18 protein-coding genes are annotated in these 17,714 nt (G+C 42.0%); 1 reads left to right on the top strand and 17 read right to left on the bottom strand.

The features are described 5' to 3' along the window. Positions 1-5 precede the first annotated feature (5 nt). From NZ583_08030 to rplU, 14 genes are read right to left on the bottom strand one after another with little or no spacing between them, the layout of a single operon-like run. Positions 6-737 carry an NAD-dependent deacylase gene (locus tag NZ583_08030; protein MCS7281548.1) on the bottom strand — a complete coding sequence of 244 codons (732 nt, stop codon included), beginning with the start codon at positions 735-737 and terminating at the stop codon, positions 6-8. Positions 738-740: 3 nt separating this feature from the next. Then, positions 741-1,604 carry a DUF2520 domain-containing protein gene (locus NZ583_08025; GenBank protein MCS7281547.1) on the bottom strand — a complete coding sequence of 288 codons (864 nt, stop codon included), beginning with the start codon at positions 1,602-1,604 and terminating at the stop codon, positions 741-743. A gap of 2 nt (positions 1,605-1,606) precedes the next feature. Then, on the bottom strand, positions 1,607-4,663 hold the full coding sequence (locus NZ583_08020) for an AsmA-like C-terminal region-containing protein (protein ID MCS7281546.1): 3,057 nt from the start codon (positions 4,661-4,663) through the stop codon (positions 1,607-1,609). Next, on the bottom strand, positions 4,663-5,355 hold the full coding sequence (locus NZ583_08015) for a ComF family protein (GenBank protein MCS7281545.1): 693 nt from the start codon (positions 5,353-5,355) through the stop codon (positions 4,663-4,665). The genes NZ583_08020 and NZ583_08015 overlap by 1 nt, the downstream gene beginning before the upstream one ends. Beyond that, positions 5,348-6,544 carry a 2,3-bisphosphoglycerate-independent phosphoglycerate mutase gene (locus tag NZ583_08010; protein ID MCS7281544.1) on the bottom strand — a complete coding sequence of 399 codons (1,197 nt, stop codon included), beginning with the start codon at positions 6,542-6,544 and terminating at the stop codon, positions 5,348-5,350. Before NZ583_08010 ends, NZ583_08015 begins: the two co-directional genes overlap by 8 nt. After that, positions 6,541-7,902: a hypothetical protein gene (locus tag NZ583_08005; protein MCS7281543.1), complete on the bottom strand. Its 1,362-nt coding sequence runs from the start codon at positions 7,900-7,902 to the stop codon at positions 6,541-6,543. Before NZ583_08005 ends, NZ583_08010 begins: the two co-directional genes overlap by 4 nt. After that, complete coding sequence (locus NZ583_08000) at positions 7,902-8,255, bottom strand: TraR/DksA family transcriptional regulator (protein ID MCS7281542.1); 354 nt, start codon at positions 8,253-8,255, stop codon at positions 7,902-7,904. Before NZ583_08000 ends, NZ583_08005 begins: the two co-directional genes overlap by 1 nt. Continuing rightward, on the bottom strand, positions 8,248-8,622 hold the full coding sequence (rsfS, locus tag NZ583_07995) for a ribosome silencing factor (GenBank protein MCS7281541.1): 375 nt from the start codon (positions 8,620-8,622) through the stop codon (positions 8,248-8,250). Before rsfS ends, NZ583_08000 begins: the two co-directional genes overlap by 8 nt. Beyond that, on the bottom strand, positions 8,623-9,258 hold the full coding sequence (nadD, locus tag NZ583_07990) for a nicotinate-nucleotide adenylyltransferase (protein ID MCS7281540.1): 636 nt from the start codon (positions 9,256-9,258) through the stop codon (positions 8,623-8,625). Beyond that, on the bottom strand, positions 9,258-10,502 hold the full coding sequence (locus NZ583_07985) for a glutamate-5-semialdehyde dehydrogenase (GenBank protein ID MCS7281539.1): 1,245 nt from the start codon (positions 10,500-10,502) through the stop codon (positions 9,258-9,260). Before NZ583_07985 ends, nadD begins: the two co-directional genes overlap by 1 nt. After that, a complete protein-coding gene (gene proB / locus NZ583_07980; protein MCS7281538.1) occupies positions 10,499-11,602 on the bottom strand; it encodes a glutamate 5-kinase in 1,104 nt (367 codons plus the stop codon). The genes NZ583_07985 and proB overlap by 4 nt, the downstream gene beginning before the upstream one ends. Continuing rightward, positions 11,602-12,579, bottom strand: a complete 978-nt coding sequence (gene obgE, locus NZ583_07975) for a GTPase ObgE (GenBank protein MCS7281537.1) — start codon at positions 12,577-12,579, stop codon at positions 11,602-11,604. The genes proB and obgE overlap by 1 nt, the downstream gene beginning before the upstream one ends. Continuing rightward, entirely contained in the window at positions 12,576-12,830 is a 255-nt protein-coding gene (gene rpmA / locus NZ583_07970; protein MCS7281536.1) for a 50S ribosomal protein L27, read from the bottom strand. Before rpmA ends, obgE begins: the two co-directional genes overlap by 4 nt. Then, the gene (gene rplU, locus NZ583_07965; GenBank protein MCS7281535.1) at positions 12,820-13,149 is read right to left on the bottom strand and encodes a 50S ribosomal protein L21; all 330 of its coding nucleotides are present in this window, start codon (positions 13,147-13,149) and stop codon (positions 12,820-12,822) included. Before rplU ends, rpmA begins: the two co-directional genes overlap by 11 nt. A 192-nt stretch (positions 13,150-13,341) precedes the next feature. On the opposite strand from rplU, the gene NZ583_07960 reads away from it, so the two are divergent. Then, positions 13,342-14,451: a tetratricopeptide repeat protein gene (locus tag NZ583_07960; GenBank protein MCS7281534.1), complete on the top strand. Its 1,110-nt coding sequence runs from the start codon at positions 13,342-13,344 to the stop codon at positions 14,449-14,451. 40 nt (positions 14,452-14,491) lie between these two features. Here the strand turns inward: NZ583_07960 and NZ583_07955 are convergent, their stop codons facing one another. The 3 genes from NZ583_07955 to NZ583_07945 form a co-directional block, all read right to left on the bottom strand. Further along, positions 14,492-14,926 carry a glycine zipper 2TM domain-containing protein gene (locus tag NZ583_07955; protein ID MCS7281533.1) on the bottom strand — a complete coding sequence of 145 codons (435 nt, stop codon included), beginning with the start codon at positions 14,924-14,926 and terminating at the stop codon, positions 14,492-14,494. Between the two features lie 309 nt (positions 14,927-15,235). Next, positions 15,236-16,375, bottom strand: a complete 1,140-nt coding sequence (locus NZ583_07950; protein MCS7281532.1) for a hypothetical protein — start codon at positions 16,373-16,375, stop codon at positions 15,236-15,238. A 166-nt stretch (positions 16,376-16,541) separates the two neighbouring features. After that, positions 16,542-17,267, bottom strand: a complete 726-nt coding sequence (locus tag NZ583_07945; protein ID MCS7281531.1) for an MBL fold metallo-hydrolase — start codon at positions 17,265-17,267, stop codon at positions 16,542-16,544. Positions 17,268-17,714: the final 447 nt, after the last annotated feature.

The following is a 17,714-nucleotide window of genomic DNA, read 5'->3' as shown; positions in this document are numbered from 1 at the left end:
TAATTCTAAACCATCTTCTTCAATCCTTCAACAATTTCGGGAAGCACTTCCCCTGTCTTTCCCATAATTGAGACATCCGCAATCGCACTTATGGGAGTTTTTTCGATATTTATCTCTATCACTTTAGTACCCTTCGACTTTGCGTAAGTGGGGAAGGAGGCCACGGGATAAACTACACCTGAAGTTCCAGCAACGATTAAAGTGTCCGACGCTTCTAGAAGAGAGTAGGCCTTCATCATAAGATCCTCAGGAATAGATTCGCCAAACCAGACAACATCCGGCCTAAGTATGGCGCCACAATCGCATCTTGGCGGAATCTGTCGAAGAGGAACATCTAATAAAGTTGAAACCTTTCTTTCTTTTGTACATCTTACCCTCCAGAGATTACCGTGTATCTCTATCATTTTTTTTACACCTGTTCTTCCGTGCAATCCATCCACATTTTGTGTGATAAGAAAGAACCTCTCATACATATCCTCAAGCTCCTTTATAGCCAAATGACCCTTGTTTGGTTCCGCTTTGTGAATTATACCCCTTCTCCAGTCATACCATCTCCATACAGTCTCCGGATCTCTCTGGAATGCCCAAGGGGTGGCAAGATCTTCGGCCCTAAAATTTTCCCATAAACCGTCCTTACCTCTGAACGTCGGAATTCCGCTCTCAGAAGAGACTCCCGCTCCTGTAATAACGAGCAAACTCGTCGTATTCTTGAGGATCTTTATTGCTTCCTCGATCATGATTTACCTCCGAAGTTCGCTTAAGATTTCTTCTATCTCTCTTTCGGTTTGAGGATCTATGCTCCTTCTTTTCTTTGCGATTTCCAACGCGAAGACCGAAAGGGAAGAGTAAACACTTAGATGATCGGGCATATTTTTTAAGATCTCAATGTGAGATTTAATAGTCTCAACGTCACCTCTCACCACAGGTCCTGTAAGTGAGTGGACCGGACCCTTTTCTTTCACATTTTTTATAGTCGTCTCTATTATTGGATAGAACGGTTGGAGATCGAAGCCTATCATATCTATTAGGTTAGAGCCCGCATACAAAAGAGCGCAGAGAAGGTTGCAGACGAAGACGGCCGCCAAGTGATAAATTACTTTTTTTTCGCTCTCTATCCGGTAAACCCGAAATCCTATGAGTTGAGCCAAATTTTCAAGCACTGGCATTGCCTCTTCTTCTCCTTCCACAAAGACGTACGTTTTTGGAAGAGCCGTAATCGCACTTTCCACATCCGGAAATGTTTGGAGCGGATGAATCGATCCCAAGGCGGCACCCTTCTCTTTAAGGGGGAGTAGAGGACCCAGAGAGTGGGAACCGCTTGTATGAAAGAATATCTTTCCTTTAAGGTTTAAAAACGAATCGGATATAGCTTTTGCAACGACACTTATGTTTTTGTCCTGGGTCGTAATACCGATTACATCACAGGCTTGAACAATTTCGAAGTTGTCGGTAGTGTATACTAAAGACTCGCCTAAATAGTTTTTCGCTAAAGCCAGAGCTTCTTCCCTCCTAGAAGAGACCCCGTAAAGATCTATTCCTTTACTTTTTAAAACGTAACTAATCGAAATCCCAACTTTTCCTGCTCCAATTATTCCGAGTCTCACAGTTAATCCTTTTTCTTTTGCAATTCAAGAGCTTCAAAAGGTAAAGTAAAAATGTTTTTCAAGATGTCGTAGATCTTTCCAGGTACCGTTCTTACAAGGTCTATACTCACTTCCGGATCCGAAATTTTTCCCCGCACAGAGTAATCGACGCTCAAAAATCCTTTTTCTTTGCCTCTAAGTAAATTCCTTATGATGGGTATCTTATCCAATGTTTTTTCGAAAGCAACAAGGGGTGATACCGAGATGTTACCTTTCATTTGACCGTTTCCCATATCTATCTCAAGGCGGGAAGACATGATAAGAGATGGGCTATCGATTGCAAAATTCTGGGTGGAAAGTTTTCCATCCTTTATCGAGAAGGAACCGCCCATTCTATTATAAGCGAGACCTTGCCTTGTAAGGTCGATCTTTAGTCTCACAATCTGGTAAACATTTAGAAGCTCCAAAACCTTTGCGATTAAGTTCCACTTTTTTATTACGCCTTTTTTGCTTATCGCCAAAACCTCTCCTTTAAGATTCTTTCTCATCTCATCTAAATCGTCTCCTTCTGTTTTGAATTTCGCCCATATATCTGCCTTCCCTTCCACCTGATAATGGTGTTTTAGGTGGGAAGTCATCCGTGAGAGGCTAAATCCCTTGAGATTAAATTTTCCTTCAAAGACCGGTTTTGGCTTTTGTAGCTTAAATGAGTTTTCCGTTATGAATTCTCCTGCAAATAGATCTGGGCAGTAACCCCTTATGTAAAAATGGGCTCCGTTTTTTTTGAGAAATAGCGAGCTATCCGCGAACCCAAGATCTCTATATACGATTTGCCCAAATGAAAGATCCAAAAACAGTTTTGTTCTCCAGATAAGTGTATCCTCTTCGATTAGTGGAATCCGTGATTTTCCGTCACCCCTTTTAAAATCCGATATGTCCAACTTATCAAACCGCAAAACACCGGATATAACTGGCTCTCTCACACCCTCCAATTTTAGATCCGCTTCTTTCAAGGAGGAATTACCAATCCTTGCCCGTAGGACCCTTACATGCATCTTTTCCCCTTCAAAATCCATTCGGAGATCTATGTTCCTAATTGGAGGATCGAAATATGGAAGTTTTAAAAACCCATCCTTGACCTCAAGGAAACCTTTGATAAAAGGTAGCTTATCCAAACTGAAACGAAAATCAGTCATACTAATCTTTCCTTTTAAGCTTCCCGCATCAGAAATCTCAGGAACGTTAAAAAGACGGGCTATCTTTTCCAAATCTTTAGCTTCCAAAGAAAAATCGCAGTCCATTGCATGAGGATCTCCCCGGCCGAGACCCTCAATCCGAAGCCCACCCAGTGTGAATAGTAAGTGTTTCACCTCTACTAATTTTCCACGTTTTAGAAGCTCTAAGGACAGATTTGCTGGAAAACCTTCCTTCTTTTCAAATATTTTGGACACAGATAATGAAAGCTTTGTAAAATCAAAGCCCCCCTTTATTCTCAACCTCCCATTGGACATACTAACATTCACGTTTATTTTTGAAATGCCACCAATGCTAAAAGGAAGAGTCCTAAACGACGTAATTGTCGGTGCCGAAATAGCCCCTTCTACGTGGAGATCGAATTCGTTCTTTCCCTTTATAAGTCCGGTTAATCTCAGCACAGTTCCATTGTGGGCCAGATAGATAGGTAAACACTCAAATCCATGATCGGTAAATCTGAACTTTCCCTCCACGTTTACGGGAACCCCATTAAATATGAGATTACCACCCTCAATTTGGCCAATGAGATCGTACTTTATGCCAGTTAATTCGTCCCAAAAAAAGTGTAAGGTTCCTTTCGATCTTCCTTTTGCAACCTTTATATTCTCATTATGAATGAAGCTAGAAAGATCCTTAAGGTTCGCAAAAAAAGAGCCTTCCATTATCAGGCTCTTTTTTCCGCTAAGCTCAAATCTACCGTTTACCTTATCGAGAAAGCTTGACTTGTACTGCCCCGAGATCCCAGAAAAGGCAAGGTTTTTTCCATCGATTGTCAAATCGCCAGTCACATTCGTGAATAGGAATCTTCCAAAAGATACGGAAGTTCCATCCAGTGCTAACTTTGCGGAAATTGGTTGCCCTGAAAGATACGTGAGGTCATCTACTTTAACCTTTCCACCCCAAATGTAATTCCAAGGACTATAGCCGGTTAGGCTTTCCACAGCTACAACATCTTTAAGCTTTTGAATCTCTATGAAGTTTGTAGAGATTTTTAAGCGCTTCAAATATCTCTTTTTCAGATCCATTTCTAGTTTTATCCCTACACCATCCGAATTTGAAAGGGAAACTGTAAGATCCGAAGCATAAGGTTCCACTTTGAGCCTATACGAACCCTGTGCATCGATAAGACGATATGGTACTTTTAAGAAACTTACACTTATTGAGCCGTCTGCCAAAACAAAAAAACCTTCTGTTTCGAGTCTCGACCCCTTATAAACCACACCTCCTCGAAGATCGGCACTTCCATCTACCGCCTGGTCGATTCTGAAGAGTTTTAAGTTCTTTACTTCGTATGTACCATCTCTGATCTCTATCTTTTCCCCAAAATGCCCTTTGGCGTTTATCTTTGCTTCTGAAAAATAGGGTTCCATTCTTATACGCATAGATAGACCAAAGGCCCGTCCGCGAACCAAATTTTCGAGCCTCAAATCTTCAACGCAAAATTCGTACTTTCCGATCTTAAAACTTCCCTGAAACGCCTCTAAGTTTTCTATGGGAGGAAAGGATGTTTTGGCCTTTCCGTTTGGTTTCACCGAGATCTCAAAATCGGAAAGGGAAATATTTTTTAACCAGATGCCTTTTTCGAGGTCTATGAGGAGCTTCGATTTCCCAATATATCCATCAATTGGCCCTGTAAGCTTTGCCCCATCGATTTCGACGAGTAATTCCCAGGGTCTGAATCTCAAATTGACATTTGAAGGTTCAAGGTTTATGCTTGTAACTTTTCTAAAAAGGTACGTAAAGACCTGAAGGAAGTTCGATTTCAAGTAGAGAAATCCAATGACGAAAAGCGAAACAATGAAAATGATTGCTAAAAGCTTTTTCATCAGATTGCTCGGGCAAGTGCGAAAACGCAAACTGTGTCAGCTCCGGCAAGCTTGACTACCTTTGAAGCTTCCATAAGAGTAGATCCTGTTGTGAAAAGATCATCGACGATCAGTATCTTTTTTCCTTTAAAGTAACTTCCGTTTCTTATTTTGAATGCACCCTTTACGTTCTTTTCCCTTTCTTTTTTTGAAAGACTTGACTGGTCCATAGTTTCTTTACTCTTAATCAGATGGCCGCAAAGGATAGGGATCCTCGTTATGCGGGATATTTCCTGAGCAATTATGTATGCTTGATTGAAACCTCTCTCTTTTCTCTTTTTTTCTGTAACCGGAATAGGAACTATATAATCGAACTTCAAACCCATCCCCAAAATCCTTCTTTCCGAAAGCCTTACGAGAATCCTTCCAGCTCTTTTTCTTCCTTCAAATTTAAAAGCACAGAGAGCATTCTTCACAGGTCCCGTGTAATAGTACAGAAAAAAACCTGCGGAGTAATTTCTTTCTTGCTCTAAACATTCTCCACAAAGAGAAAGCTTTCCAATTAACCTGCCGCAGAGAAAACACGAAAGATGAGGCTCCACAAAAGATAAACTTTTACTACAATCCTCGCAGAATACTTTTCCGTCCCGACCACAGCCAGCGCAGGTTTCCGGAAAAACTAAATGCAAAACGGACTTTAATGAATCAAGCACCGAACTTATCAAGTTTTGCACTCATGGCGAGAACAAGGTTCATTAAGTTTTTGCTATAGATTGTGCCAATGCTTCCTCTCAAGCAGTTCTTCTCGTGGAACTCTAATCGATCCCTTTCACCATATCTACTGAGTATTAAGATAGGACAAGGATGCCAACTGTGTCCCTTAAGTAGACAGGGCGTAGAGTGGTCTCCGGTAATGACCATTACATCTGGTTTAAGCTCCCATATCTCTGGCACAAGCTTGTCAACTTCCTCTATCACTTTTGTTTTTTCCTCGAAGTTTCCATCTTCTCCCGCTGTGTCGGTCTCTTTTACGTGGATAAAAAAGAATTCGTAATTTCCAAAATTGTCCTTTAGCAGAGAGACGATCTCGTCCTTTGTTGTAGGATTTCCAAGGACCTCCATCCCTAGTATGCGCGATATCCCCCTGTACATCGGATAGGTGCAGATGGAGGCAGCACCCATCATATACTTCTCCTTAAAAGGTGTGAGCTTTGGCATCATGGAGAATCCCCTAAGAAGAATTCCATTCGCGGTCTTTTCATGGGACAGAACCTTTTGTGCTCTGAACAAAAATTCTTTCACGATTTTTGCAGTGAACTCAGCTTCTTTTTCTTTCGGCTGTGGATAAATATAAGGTAGTCCATCCTTGTGGGGATCAGCGTCTGTGAGTCTATCTGAAAGATCCTTACCCCTAAAAAGCACAACGAACCTGTGAGATTTTCCGGGTTTTATGATGACCTCGATCCCATCTAATTTTCTTACTTCCTCCGAAATCATAGCGCATATCCTACGAGTTTCCTCTGTGCTTAATCTTCCGGCCCTCCTGTCAATTACAATCCCGGCCTGTACGGTACAAAAATTTGCTCTTGCTGCCAAATCTCCCTCTTTAAGTTCCATGTCCAAACCTAAGGCCTCGAGTACCCCTCTTCCTATCTCATGCTTTAGTGGGTCGTAACCAAAAAGACTAAGATGAGCTGGCCCGCTTCCCGGGGTAATTCCTATCTCTACCGGGATTATCCGTCCAAGAATACCAAACTCTAATGACAAAGAATCGATATTGGGTTTTTTTGCCACCTCAAGAGGTGTCTTGTCATTATACCTTTTATCTGGAATATCGCCTAATCCATCGAGAATCAAAAAGACTATCTTTCTCTCGTTGCTGATAACCACGCTCTCTATCAAAAGGTATCGCCCCCTTCCTCCGAGTAAAGCCTTTTGAACTCCTGAGATTCCTCAAAGGCAAACTCGTCCTTTTTAACGTTTATCGTGTTCCAGGAATAACAAGTGCTGCAAAATGGGGTCCACTCTTTCTTTGGAGTGTAGCAGTTGGTACAGATGAATGGGATTAAAAGCTCACCCGATGGGTATGCCTTAAGAAAATTCTCGACGGCTTTCTTTAGTTCCCCCCTATGGACGTAAGCGTGTGCCATAGCTAGATAAAGAGCAGGGATGTTCAAGCCTTCGTAATGAAGCTGGTTTAGAACGTCCATCGCTTCCCCAATCATTTCAAGCCTCAAGCAGAGTAAAGCATAAAGAAAGGAGATCAATTTGTCTTTGGGCGAGATTTCAAGAATTCTTCTGTAGATCTTTAGGATGACCCCCGGGTCGCCACGTCCGATGTAGAGATCCTCCATCTTTCTAAGAAATATCACGTGACCTGTCTTACTGTAACCCCTCCCGTATACCCTTCCTGCATCATTCAGTTTACCCATTTTCTTATAAATGTCTGCAAGGAGAATGTATGCTGGTATGAAACGTTTGTCATCGCTTATCATTTCTCTAAGTTCATTAGCTAATGTTTCATACGTTGAAGGACCGTTTTTTTCGAAAGCGTCTCTTATCTTTTCAAACTTTATCCCCAAAAGATTCCTTTCCTCTTCAGGTGTTTTTAGGTGCTTTACGATCCTTCTCTGAATATTTAGAGCTTCGTCCCACCTTTTCTGCGAGACATAGATCTTTCTTAACATTTTGAGCGCCTTAAAGTTTAGCTCGTTTATTTTTAGAATTTCTTTAAGATTGGTCTCTGCCGTATATAGGTCTTTCCTTTCTACATCGAGCACTGCTTTCCTTTCGAGAAAAGCCTCTCTTTTACCAACATTCATCTCGGCAAGATTAAGTGTCTCATAGGCTTTTTCGAAGTCATTCGAGGAAGCGTACACATCTGAAAGGAATATATACGGATCTTCAAAAGCTGGATTTTTACGGATTATACGATTCGCAAGCTCAATTGCCTTATCCCTTTCGCCCTTTGAATCGTAGTATCTTGCCTTTTCCAGCATGCTCTGAACTTCTTTACGCTTTCTTTCCTCTCTTTTTTCTTTCCAACGTGTAAATGAGCGAGCAAAATCTGAAAAAAACCCAACGATTAGAGAGATGAGTAAGCCGAACAAAAATCCGACCATCACATGTGTTGCCAATGTGGCTTCAAAAGCCTTTCCTCCACCTATGTGGAATGTGACTCTATCGGGATTTAAGTAAGAGAAGTAAAGGTAGACGAGAAAAAAAAGGACAAGTAGAAGGAAAAAGAGCTTAAGCTTCATCACATTCCTTTCATCTCTATCATTCTTTGACAGTTTATACAGTAACGGGCAGTTGGGTTTACCTCAAGCCTTTTTTCATTTATTGGCTCTTCACATTCTTCACATATTCCGAATAGACCCTTTTCGATTTTGTCTAAAGCGGTATCGATATCTTTTAGAAGATTCATGTCGTTGTCACTTAAACTCATAAGAATGTCAACGTTGTACGTGTTACTTGCCGCATCTGCCATGTCTTGGATACCGTCCGTTCCAATAGAGAGGGAATCGTCCTTTAGGCGTTTCGATTTGTTTACAATGTCCTCCCTCATCTTTAGAAGCCTCTTTTTGAATGAAAGTAGCTTTTCTTTATCCATCAACGGCTCCTTTTAATTTTTTTTCTCCAGAAAACGTGTATTTTTTTGCCTCGTACCAGAGACTTTCAAGATCGTACAGTTCCCGCAGTGGCTGAAGGAAAAGGTGGACAACGACAGTTGAGAAGTCTATAACTGCCCATCTTCCGTTTTCGACACCTTCTGTGGAATAAACCTTGATTCCCATGTGCTTTGCAGACTCCAATATGTGTTCTGCAATTGTCTTTACGTGCCTTTCGTTACGACCACTGGCTATTAAAAAGTAATCAGCAATGTCTGTAAGGCCGATAAGTTCAAGTATTACTATATCCTTTGCCTTTTTTTCCTCTGCTAGCCTTCCTGCCGTTTTTGCCAGTTCGAACGCGTCCAACTATTCCTTGTAAAGCCCCCTTTCCTTTATGTATTCCTCCACCTGGGGAGGGACCAAATACTTTATGGAAATTCCTTTTTTTACGTATTCGCGGATCTTAGATGAGGAGATGTCAAGCTGCGTGACCCAAATAACGTAAGTCATATTTGACGAGACATGCCTATACGTGTTTTCGCCGAGATCGACCATTTTCTCTCTAACTTTTAAAGGAAACGATTCAAGCCCTAAGAATGTCCTCTTTGAAGGCCTTGCCATTACGATGAAGTTTGTGTGGTAGAAGAGTTCTTCGTACATGTACCATGTATCGATCTCATGGAAGGCATCTACACCTATAAGGTAATAGACCTCTCCATAGTTTTTTTTAAACTCAAAAACCGTATCCAGAGTGTAAGATATACCCCCTCTTTGGATTTCCACATCCGACACCTCGAAAGCTTCATTTCCGGTTATGGCCATCCGGACCATGTTCAACCTGTCCTCGGCCGAAGAGATTTTGAAATCTCTTTTGTGAGGCGGAATGTTCACCGGCACCATCACTACTTTTTCCAAACCGAAAGATACTCTTACTTCCTCAGCTGCTCTTAGGTGCCCAAGGTGAATAGGGTCAAAAGTTCCCCCCATTACGCCAATTTTCATCAATACCTCAGTTGTCCTTCTCCAAAGGCCACAAATTTTGTAACCGTAAGCTCCTCAAGGCCCATTGGTCCAAAAGCGTGTAGTTTGGTAGTGCTTATACCCATCTCGGCGCCAAGACCGAGCTGAAATCCGTCATTCAGTCTAGTTGAAGCATTAACGAGCACCAATGAAGAATTAACTTCCTTTATGAAGCGCCACGCACGATAGTAATCCCGAGTGATTATAGCATCGGTATGGTTAGATCCGTACTTTTTAATATGGGCTATAGCCTCATCTATGTCCTTTACCACCTTTATTGAGAGGATGAGGTCCAGATACTCCTCGTACCAGTCCGATTCTTTCGCTTCCTCAACTCCATCGAGTATGGTTCTCGTCTTTTCACATCCTTTAAGTCTGACACCGTAATTCAAAAACTTTTTTCCCATCTCAGGCAGAAAAATGGGGGCTATCTTTTCGTGAACAAGCAGAGTCTCCATGGCATTGCAAGTTGCCGGTTTCTGAACTTTGGCGTTTAGACACACCTCGTATGCCATATCGAGATCGGCGGACTCGTCCACGAATATGTGACATACACCTTTATAGTGTTTAAGCACCGGAATCTTGGACTTTTCAACTACGGTTCTTATAAGTTCTTCTCCGCCTCTAGGGATAACGAGATCTATAAACTCATCAAGGCTAAGAAGCTCATATACGTATTCTCTTTCAGGAACTTGAACCATCTGAACTATTTCCGCTTCTACTTCTTCTTCCTGGATCGCCCTTCTTATGAGGGTGTAGAGGGCATTGTTAGAATTTAAAGCCTCAGACCCACCTTTAAGTATTACAGTATTTCCACTTTTGAGACAAAGAGAAAATGCTTCAACCGTCACGTTTGGCCTTGACTCGTAAATCACAAAAATGACACCTATAGGTATCCTCATCCTTCCGACAAGTAACCCGTTCGGTCGCTTCCACATCTTTGTTATCTCGCCTACTGGATCAGGTAACGAAACTACATCATTTATACTTGCCATCATTTCTCTCAGTACCTTTTCGTCAACCCTCATCCTGTCTATTAGGCTTTTTTGAACATTAAGTCTTTTTGCAAGCTCGAGATCTTTTTGGTTCTCAGAGAAGATGTAAGATCTTTCCAGTTCGAGTAAATCCCGCAGACGGAGGAGTATTCTGTTTTTCTTTTCCGTTGAAAGGTTAGCAGAAATAAAACTTGCCTCTTTTGCTTTTTTTGCTAGCTCATATGGTTTCATAGTATCACCATGTTGTCCCTGTGGATTACTTCTTCGGTGTATTTATATCCAAGTTTTTGTTCAATCTCAATAGTTTTCAGGCCTTTTATAAGATCAATCTCGTGTGATCCGTAATTGACAATCCCTTTAGAGATAAGCACACCCTTAATATTTACAACTTCCACGCAATCTCCTCTAGAGAAATCTCCTTCCACTTTCAACACCCCCGTTGGTAGAAGGCTTTTGCCGTTTTCCTTTATAGCTTTCTCAGCGCCATCGTCTATCCATATTTTGCCTTTAGTTCTGAAAGCAAAAGCGGTCCACCATTTTTTTCTGCTAAGTTTCCTTTCTGGAAGAAAGAGTGTTCCCAATTCCTCACCTAGAACAACTCTCACTATAACCTCCTCTGTATCTCCGCTTACGATTCGAGTAGGAATGCCATAAAGGCCGGCTTTTTTTGCTGCTTCTATCTTGCTTAGCATCCCTCCAATGCTCTTTTCACTTTCCGTACCTTCCGCTATACTCCATATTCTTTCGTCTATTTTCTTCACGACCTTTACAAGATTAGCGCCTGGATACTTCTTTGGATTTTTCTCATACAGTCCATCCACATCCGAAAGGAGAAGAAGCAAATCGGCATTTACGATCTGAGCAATCGTCGCAGAAAGATTGTCGTTGTCTCCGAATTGAATCTCTCTAAACGAAAGAGCATCGTTTTCATTTACAACTGGGATTATTCCAAGTGAAAGCAAGGTATTCAAAGTATTTGTCAGGTTGAGACACCTATCTTTGTCCTTTACGTCCTCATGGGTGAGAAGGATCTGGCCGATGTGGAGGTTATGCTCTTTGAACGCATGGGAGTAAAGGCTCATGAGGATTACCTGTCCGACAGATGCTAAAGCCTGTTTTTTTCCTATTTCTTTCGGTTTTCTATTTATCCCGAGAAGTTCCATCCCGCACGCAATGGCACCGCTTGTGACGACAAGGGGATCAACGCCCATCTCTTTCACCTTTTTTATTTGACGGGCTATGTCCTTTATCTTTTGCGGATTTATCCTTCCCAACTTGTCTGTGAGAATCGAAGTTCCAACCTTTACAACAAGCCTACTTATCTTTGTCATTAAAGGTTTTTTAACTTTTCAATCAAAGTTTCGATACCAACGTTATGTAAGGCACTGGTTGTGACAGTTTCTTCGCCTATATCTTCGAAATATTTTTCGTATTTCTCCTTTTTGCTCTCATCGACAAGATCCATCTTGTTAAGGACGAGAAGCCTCTTTTTTTGAAGCAAGCTTACATCGTAGGAGGCAAGCTCCTCTTTTAAAGTTCTATAGTCTTCTTCAGGCATATCCTTTGAAAGATCGATGACCCACACTAAAAAAGATGTCCTTTCTATATGTCTTAGAAACCTAAGACCCAATCCTTTACCCAATGATGCTCCTTTTATGATTCCCGGAATATCGGCGACGACAATGGCACCATCTTCGAAATTCACAACCCCCAGTTCTGGAATAAGCGTGGTGAAAGGATAGTCGGCAATTTTCGGTCTTGCATGGGTTATTTTTGAAATTAACGTCGATTTACCCGCGTTTGGAAGTCCTATGATACCAACATCGGCAATAAGCTTTAAAACTAGTCTTAGCCGTTTTTCCTCTCCCTTTTCTCCATACTCGAATGTCTCAGGTGCCTGGTTTACGGGGCTTACAAAACGGGCATTTCCCCTTCCACCCTTACCACCTTTTGCAACTATGAATGTTTGCTTATCTTCTAATATTTCGGTTAAAAAACGGAGACCGTTTTCTTCTTCGTATATTACGGTTCCAAGGGGGACTTTAATTACAGTATCCTTTCCATCTCTTCCTTTTTTATTGTTTCCTGAACCGTGAGATCCATTTTGTGCCCGGTAGATTCTACGGTACTTGAAATCAAGAAGACTAGTTAAGTTTCTATCGCCTTCTATGACTACGTTTCCACCTCTTCCGCCGTCTCCGCCATCGGGTCCGCCTTTTGGTACGTATTTTTCTCTCCTAAAACTCACGCAGCCGCGACCGCCATCCCCCGCCTTGACATAGATTCGTGCCTCATCGACAAACTTCATTTGATAGGATTTACGATTGCCACCTTCCTATCTTTTGTCTCCTGGAATGTAAGAATTCCATCGACTAAAGCGAAAAGCGTATGATCCTTTCCGCAGCCAACGTTTCTACCGGGGTGAATCTTTGTTCCCCTTTGTCTCACGATGATCTGACCAGCTCTTACGAATTGATTGCCGAAGATCTTTACACCCAGTCTCTGACCCCTACTGTCTCTTCCATTTCTTGAGCTTCCACCAGCCTTTTTATGAGCCATGTTCTCCCTCCAAACTGATCTTTTCTATCAAAAGCTCTGTGTAATGCTGGCGATGGCCAATCTTTTTCTTGTAGTCCTTTCTCCTTTTGTACTTGAAGACTATGATCTTCTTCGCACGCCCGTGGGAAAGAACCTTTGCCTTAACGGCTGCGCCTTGAACAAAGGGCGTGCCAGTATAGGCCTTTTCGCCGTTACTTACAAAGAGAACCTCCCTTATCTCGATAACATCATTTTCTGGAAAGGGAAGCTTTTCCACTTTCAATTTTTGTCCTTCCACAACTTTATACTGCTTTCCTCCTGTCTCGATTATAGCGTACATTTCCTTCTCCTTTTCGGCCTATTTAAAGCCACATATATTACGATAACTCCTATCCGAAGTCAAATTCGCACAAAACTTACCTAGAAGACCAACTCTCACATTTTATGTAATTCTTAATCTAAAGGGATCCGAAATAGAGTTTCTTTGCCAATGAGATTAATATTTTGCCAAAATGTGATATTATAGTCTTTGGTGACAAGAAAGCCTAAAGGTTCTCGTTTTTTCGTTGTTTTACTTTGCTTTTTTGGATTATCTTTTTCACATTCACAAGACGTCCTACTTAATGGTCTCCACAATTCCTCAGAAAAAAAGGGTAGGGTAGCAACGAGGGAAACGAAGAATCCTTCCTTAGTAGGTTCAGCAATTAAGCTTGAAAAAGCAGAAGAGAATTTGTCCACGAAAACAATAGTCTCAAACTCCTTCCAATGGAATGCGGATTCAAAAAGTCTAGAAACGCAATTTGGGTACGCAAATGAGTTTGTCCCTGAAAATAAAGAGGGTTCAAACCAAAACAACAAAAAACTCGCCCAATACTGGTTTTCTTTGGGTCTTTATCTGGCAAGATCCGGGCTTTTGAAAGAGGCCATAAAGGCTTACCAGGAGTCCATAAAGATATACCCAGAATATTACCAAGCTTACAATAACATGGGGATATGTTACCGAAAACTGAACCTCTATGATGAGGCAATAACGGCCTACATGCATGCGATAAAGATCAAACCCGACTATGCCGAGGCTTACTATAACTGTGGAATCGCATACGCCCAACTTGGCAAGATGTCTGAAGCACGCTTTGCGTATGAGAAGGCAATTGAATTTAAGCCTGATTATCCAGAGGCATATCTAAACCTCGGTCTTCTTTTGGCAAACCACGGCCTCTACGATGAGGCTATAAGCAAATATGACAAAGCTATAAAGCTTAAGCCAGATTTTCCCGAGGCTTACTACAATTTTGGCATAATAAAGGCATCCCTTGGTTTGTACAAAGAGGCAATTGAGGCGTATAAAAAAGCAATAAAGCTTAAACCTGATTTTGCAGAGGCCTACAATAACATGGGTAATGCGTATGCTGCTTTGGGAATGACAAGTGAAGAAATAAATTCGTACAAAACCGCAATACTCTTGAAACCTGACTTTGCCGAGGCCTATTACAATCTGGGCTTAGCATATCTGTCATTAGGTGATAAAATCTCTGCTCTAAAACAATACGAAATTTTGAAGAGCCTTGATCAGGACAAGGCTCTGGATCTCTATTGGATAATACGTAGAGTAGACCAGGAAGAAGAGAAGCTAAAAGACTAGAATTCCTTATATACTTCTGGAATCTGCCAATTAACCCAAATTAATACCGTCTTTCGTATTTTGTCCCCTCGCACACCTCTTTTATCTCTTCTTTTACTAACTTACCATCCTGCCAAATTCTCTCCTGTATCTTTGTACATTTGGTCGATGCGTCGTATCCTACGGGATCAGCCCTGTAGATTGTTCTACCATCCTCTGTTCTGTATTCAACAGGTCTTCCCGATGCGTGTGCTTCTTTTGCAGCCCTCGCAGATATCTCAGTGATTGTAGCTCCCGCAACAGCTCCAAGTGCACCGCCTATTACCCCACCCCGCCACGGATTCTCTCTATCAAGCAAGGCGCCGGCTATTCCACCTAGTACCGCTCCCACAGCCCCACCCTCGTAAGTGCGCTGGGATGTTGGCCGAACGGTCTCGCACGCATTTAACACCAAAAGACAAAGACTCGCAAAAAGCAAATGCTTAATAGTCTTCATACTTCCCTCCTATTGCTATGGGTTTTGGAGCTTTGCAGATCTTGGATTTCTTTACCCGAAGTAGAAAAAAACATTCAAGATCTACTAGGTGATAGCTTACACCGAAGAAGACTTTATTTTCCAGCAGTTTTTCTTGGCCATTTTCTGTCCTTATCTATTCGGAGCTAAAGTCCACAACGTTTAATAAAAAAGCTCCCTTACTCTAGATTCGAGGCCCCCAACCGGTCGATCTTCCCTAGAACGCATTTTTCGTACGCAAAAAAAGATCTGGCAGAATGTTTGTAAAGATACATCGAATAACCTTTTCCTTCAGGGAAGGGGATTTGAATACCAAAGTCTTCTATAGGCTAACTCGATTTCTCCATCTGGCAATCTTTCGCTTTTTAGTAGTTCTGTCCTTCTTTTTTTCCATTCCTTTGCTTCCTCTTCGCTTATGACAAACCGTTTTCTGATGTCCATCTTTCCTTTGAGAATAGAGGACCAGGAAGGAAAATATACTACCCCTCTTTTTTCGGTCCAAGAATAAGGATTTGTAAGCTGGTGCTCTAATCTATATCCTGGCTCTACTTTCCGGAGTACTTCATTCGCCATCCGAACTGTCCCTGTATGAAGGGCAATCAAGGTATCCAAATCGGCATATCCTCCAGCGAGCACCCATGTGACGGGAATGCCCAAAGATCGACATAGGGCAAAAACAAAGGCATCCCTAAGTTCGAGGGCTTTCTTTGTTATGGATGCACAATCGAAAGGATCCATCCCTGCCTGGTAAAGGACAATATCTGGTTTCTGAAGTAGAATCAATTCGGGTACTATCTTTGCGATCACGGCAAGGTAATGTGTATCCCTTTGTTTTCCGACCTCGAAGGCCGAATGCTGAACTTGAATAACGTGATTGTTTGTCGAAGCCGGAGGTCCTCCCATGTGACTTCCGAATATTGTAACATTCCATATCTCCGGATCGCCGATGATACACTCCGCCGTACCGTCCCCTTCATGGTGATCGAGATCGAGGATCATTACTTTTTTCGCATCTCCCTCTCGGATTAGTTTTCTGGCCACAACTACTAGGCCGTTAATTGTGCAAAAACCTCCACCCCTGTTGATAGTCGCGTGGTGGTAGCCGTGGCCTAAATTAGCAGTGATGGTTCTCTTTTTTAGGGCAGTCCGGGCAGCCTCATAAAGTCCACCTACGTTTAAAAGCCAACCCCTTGCAATGTTTTCGTTCCAGACTGGAAGACCCTGGGAGGTGGCAAGATGAAAGGGGTCTCCAGTAAAAAGAGCTTTTAAATATCGATCTGTGTGAACTTCGCGCAGACTTTCGAGGTCGATTGGCGGTGCAGGTGGTTTTCTTCCTATAACTTGAGGATGATCGGTGTGAATTTGCTCGGGTCTTACAAGCCGATTTCGCAAAATCGCTTCAAAAATGAGAGGCATCTTTGTAGGTCCCATCAACGCAGACATTCCTTGCCTAGGCCCGACAATTCCTCCAGGATACCCTGTGTGATACCATATCTCTTGCTCAGCCTGGCTAAAAGAAGGGCGGGATTCAGAAACAAAGAAAAGGAACAGAAAAAATAGGAAGAAAAAATGAAAAGTTCGAGGATTGATCATCTTCTTAGAGAAGGTAGGGCTCCCATTGAGCTAAAGTTGCTTTTATATAGCCGGAAGGTGGATTCGTCACAATGCGGTTGTGACCGGGAAGGAGAATATCCACGTCAAGTTTCGAAAGACGCCTAAGCGACTCATGTAAGGCATGTCTATCTGCACTGAAGAGATCGAAACGACCGATGGCATAGTCAGCATAGATCACATCTCCAGAAATTAGAACCCTTTGAGAGGGACAATATAGGCCGATACTACCTGCCGAATGACCAGGGATGTGAAGTACTTGCCAAGACATCCCACCGATATTTAAGACTTCTCCCTCCTTAAGTTTCTTATGGATCTTCATGCGGAAGGCACCCTCTTTTATCCCGTACTGTGCCTGACACATCTGCCTAAACATTTCCATGCCGTAAATTAATCGCTCGTCCCCTTGTTCCATAAGCTCACTTTCTATTTCATGAACCCAAAGCTCAGCCCATGGAATTTTTTCTTTAATCTCAGTTATAGCACTTAAATGGTCGAAATGGGTATGGGTCAAGATTATCCTCTTTATATCTTCGAGCGCGACTCCCATCTTTCTAATGGAATCAAGTTTATACTTCGCTTTACCTATAAGGCCCGGATCAATGAGACAAAGATCTTTCGAAGTTGGATATCCGATGATATAAGTGTGAGCATCCGGTATCATTTCGTCTTTGCCTGGAACGAAGTATACTCCTTCAATTACTTTAGGCACGCATTCCTCCTTTCCTTTGTGATGCTTTTCTCATAACCCAATAGGCCAACGAAGTCAATCTGGGTTGAAGGTTCTAGTCTTAAGCATAAAATAGACTGAGCATAAAATAGACTGAAAGAACCAGAGTCATCACACCTTGCCTATATGCTCTCGTACAAGCTTTCCTGACTTAAAGTAGGGTATAGACAGAATACGGACGTTTCAGTAAAAAATCCCTAGACCCATCTGCAATGAAATTTTAGAAAGCTTCGTGGCATACCTGACACCTTCAAGCCTACTGTTTTTTTTCCTTATGAAGTAATTACTCTACAGAAGATAATCATCAACCGTATAGAGAGTTTCCAAACAGGAACTGCACAAAAATAACCACAAAGGGTCAGTCCATCCGCACAATAGATGCGATCTTACAGAGTATCTTGACGAGATAATATAACAACCCTTCGATTA

The organism is Thermodesulfobacteriota bacterium, from assembly GCA_025062045.1.
Lineage (GTDB): Bacteria > Desulfobacterota > Syntrophorhabdia > Syntrophorhabdales > JANXAF01 > JANXAF01.
Note: the sequence above shows the minus strand (reverse complement) of the source record. Positions and strands in the feature narration are given on the sequence as shown.

What these genes read in the sequence shown, in the direction of transcription:
- proB (MCS7281538.1), bottom strand. Translation starts at nt 11,602, where the DNA reads ATGACAAAGATAAGTAGGCTTGTTGTAAAGGTTGGAACTTCGATTCTC.
- rplU (MCS7281535.1), bottom strand. Translation starts at nt 13,149, where the DNA reads ATGTACGCTATAATCGAGACAGGAGGAAAGCAGTATAAAGTTGTGGAA.
- rpmA (MCS7281536.1), bottom strand. Translation starts at nt 12,830, where the DNA reads ATGGCTCATAAAAAGGCTGGTGGAAGCTCAAGAAATGGAAGAGACAGT.
- NZ583_08000 (MCS7281542.1), bottom strand. Translation starts at nt 8,255, where the DNA reads ATGGATAAAGAAAAGCTACTTTCATTCAAAAAGAGGCTTCTAAAGATG.
- NZ583_07950 (MCS7281532.1), bottom strand. Translation starts at nt 16,375, where the DNA reads ATGGGACCTACAAAGATGCCTCTCATTTTTGAAGCGATTTTGCGAAAT.
- obgE (MCS7281537.1), bottom strand. Translation starts at nt 12,579, where the DNA reads ATGAAGTTTGTCGATGAGGCACGAATCTATGTCAAGGCGGGGGATGGC.
- NZ583_08005 (MCS7281543.1), bottom strand. Translation starts at nt 7,902, where the DNA reads ATGAAGCTTAAGCTCTTTTTCCTTCTACTTGTCCTTTTTTTTCTCGTC.
- NZ583_07955 (MCS7281533.1), bottom strand. Translation starts at nt 14,926, where the DNA reads ATGAAGACTATTAAGCATTTGCTTTTTGCGAGTCTTTGTCTTTTGGTG.
- NZ583_08020 (MCS7281546.1), bottom strand. Translation starts at nt 4,663, where the DNA reads ATGAAAAAGCTTTTAGCAATCATTTTCATTGTTTCGCTTTTCGTCATT.
- nadD (MCS7281540.1), bottom strand. Translation starts at nt 9,258, where the DNA reads ATGAAAATTGGCGTAATGGGGGGAACTTTTGACCCTATTCACCTTGGG.
- NZ583_08030 (MCS7281548.1), bottom strand. Translation starts at nt 737, where the DNA reads ATGATCGAGGAAGCAATAAAGATCCTCAAGAATACGACGAGTTTGCTC.
- NZ583_07985 (MCS7281539.1), bottom strand. Translation starts at nt 10,502, where the DNA reads ATGAAACCATATGAGCTAGCAAAAAAAGCAAAAGAGGCAAGTTTTATT.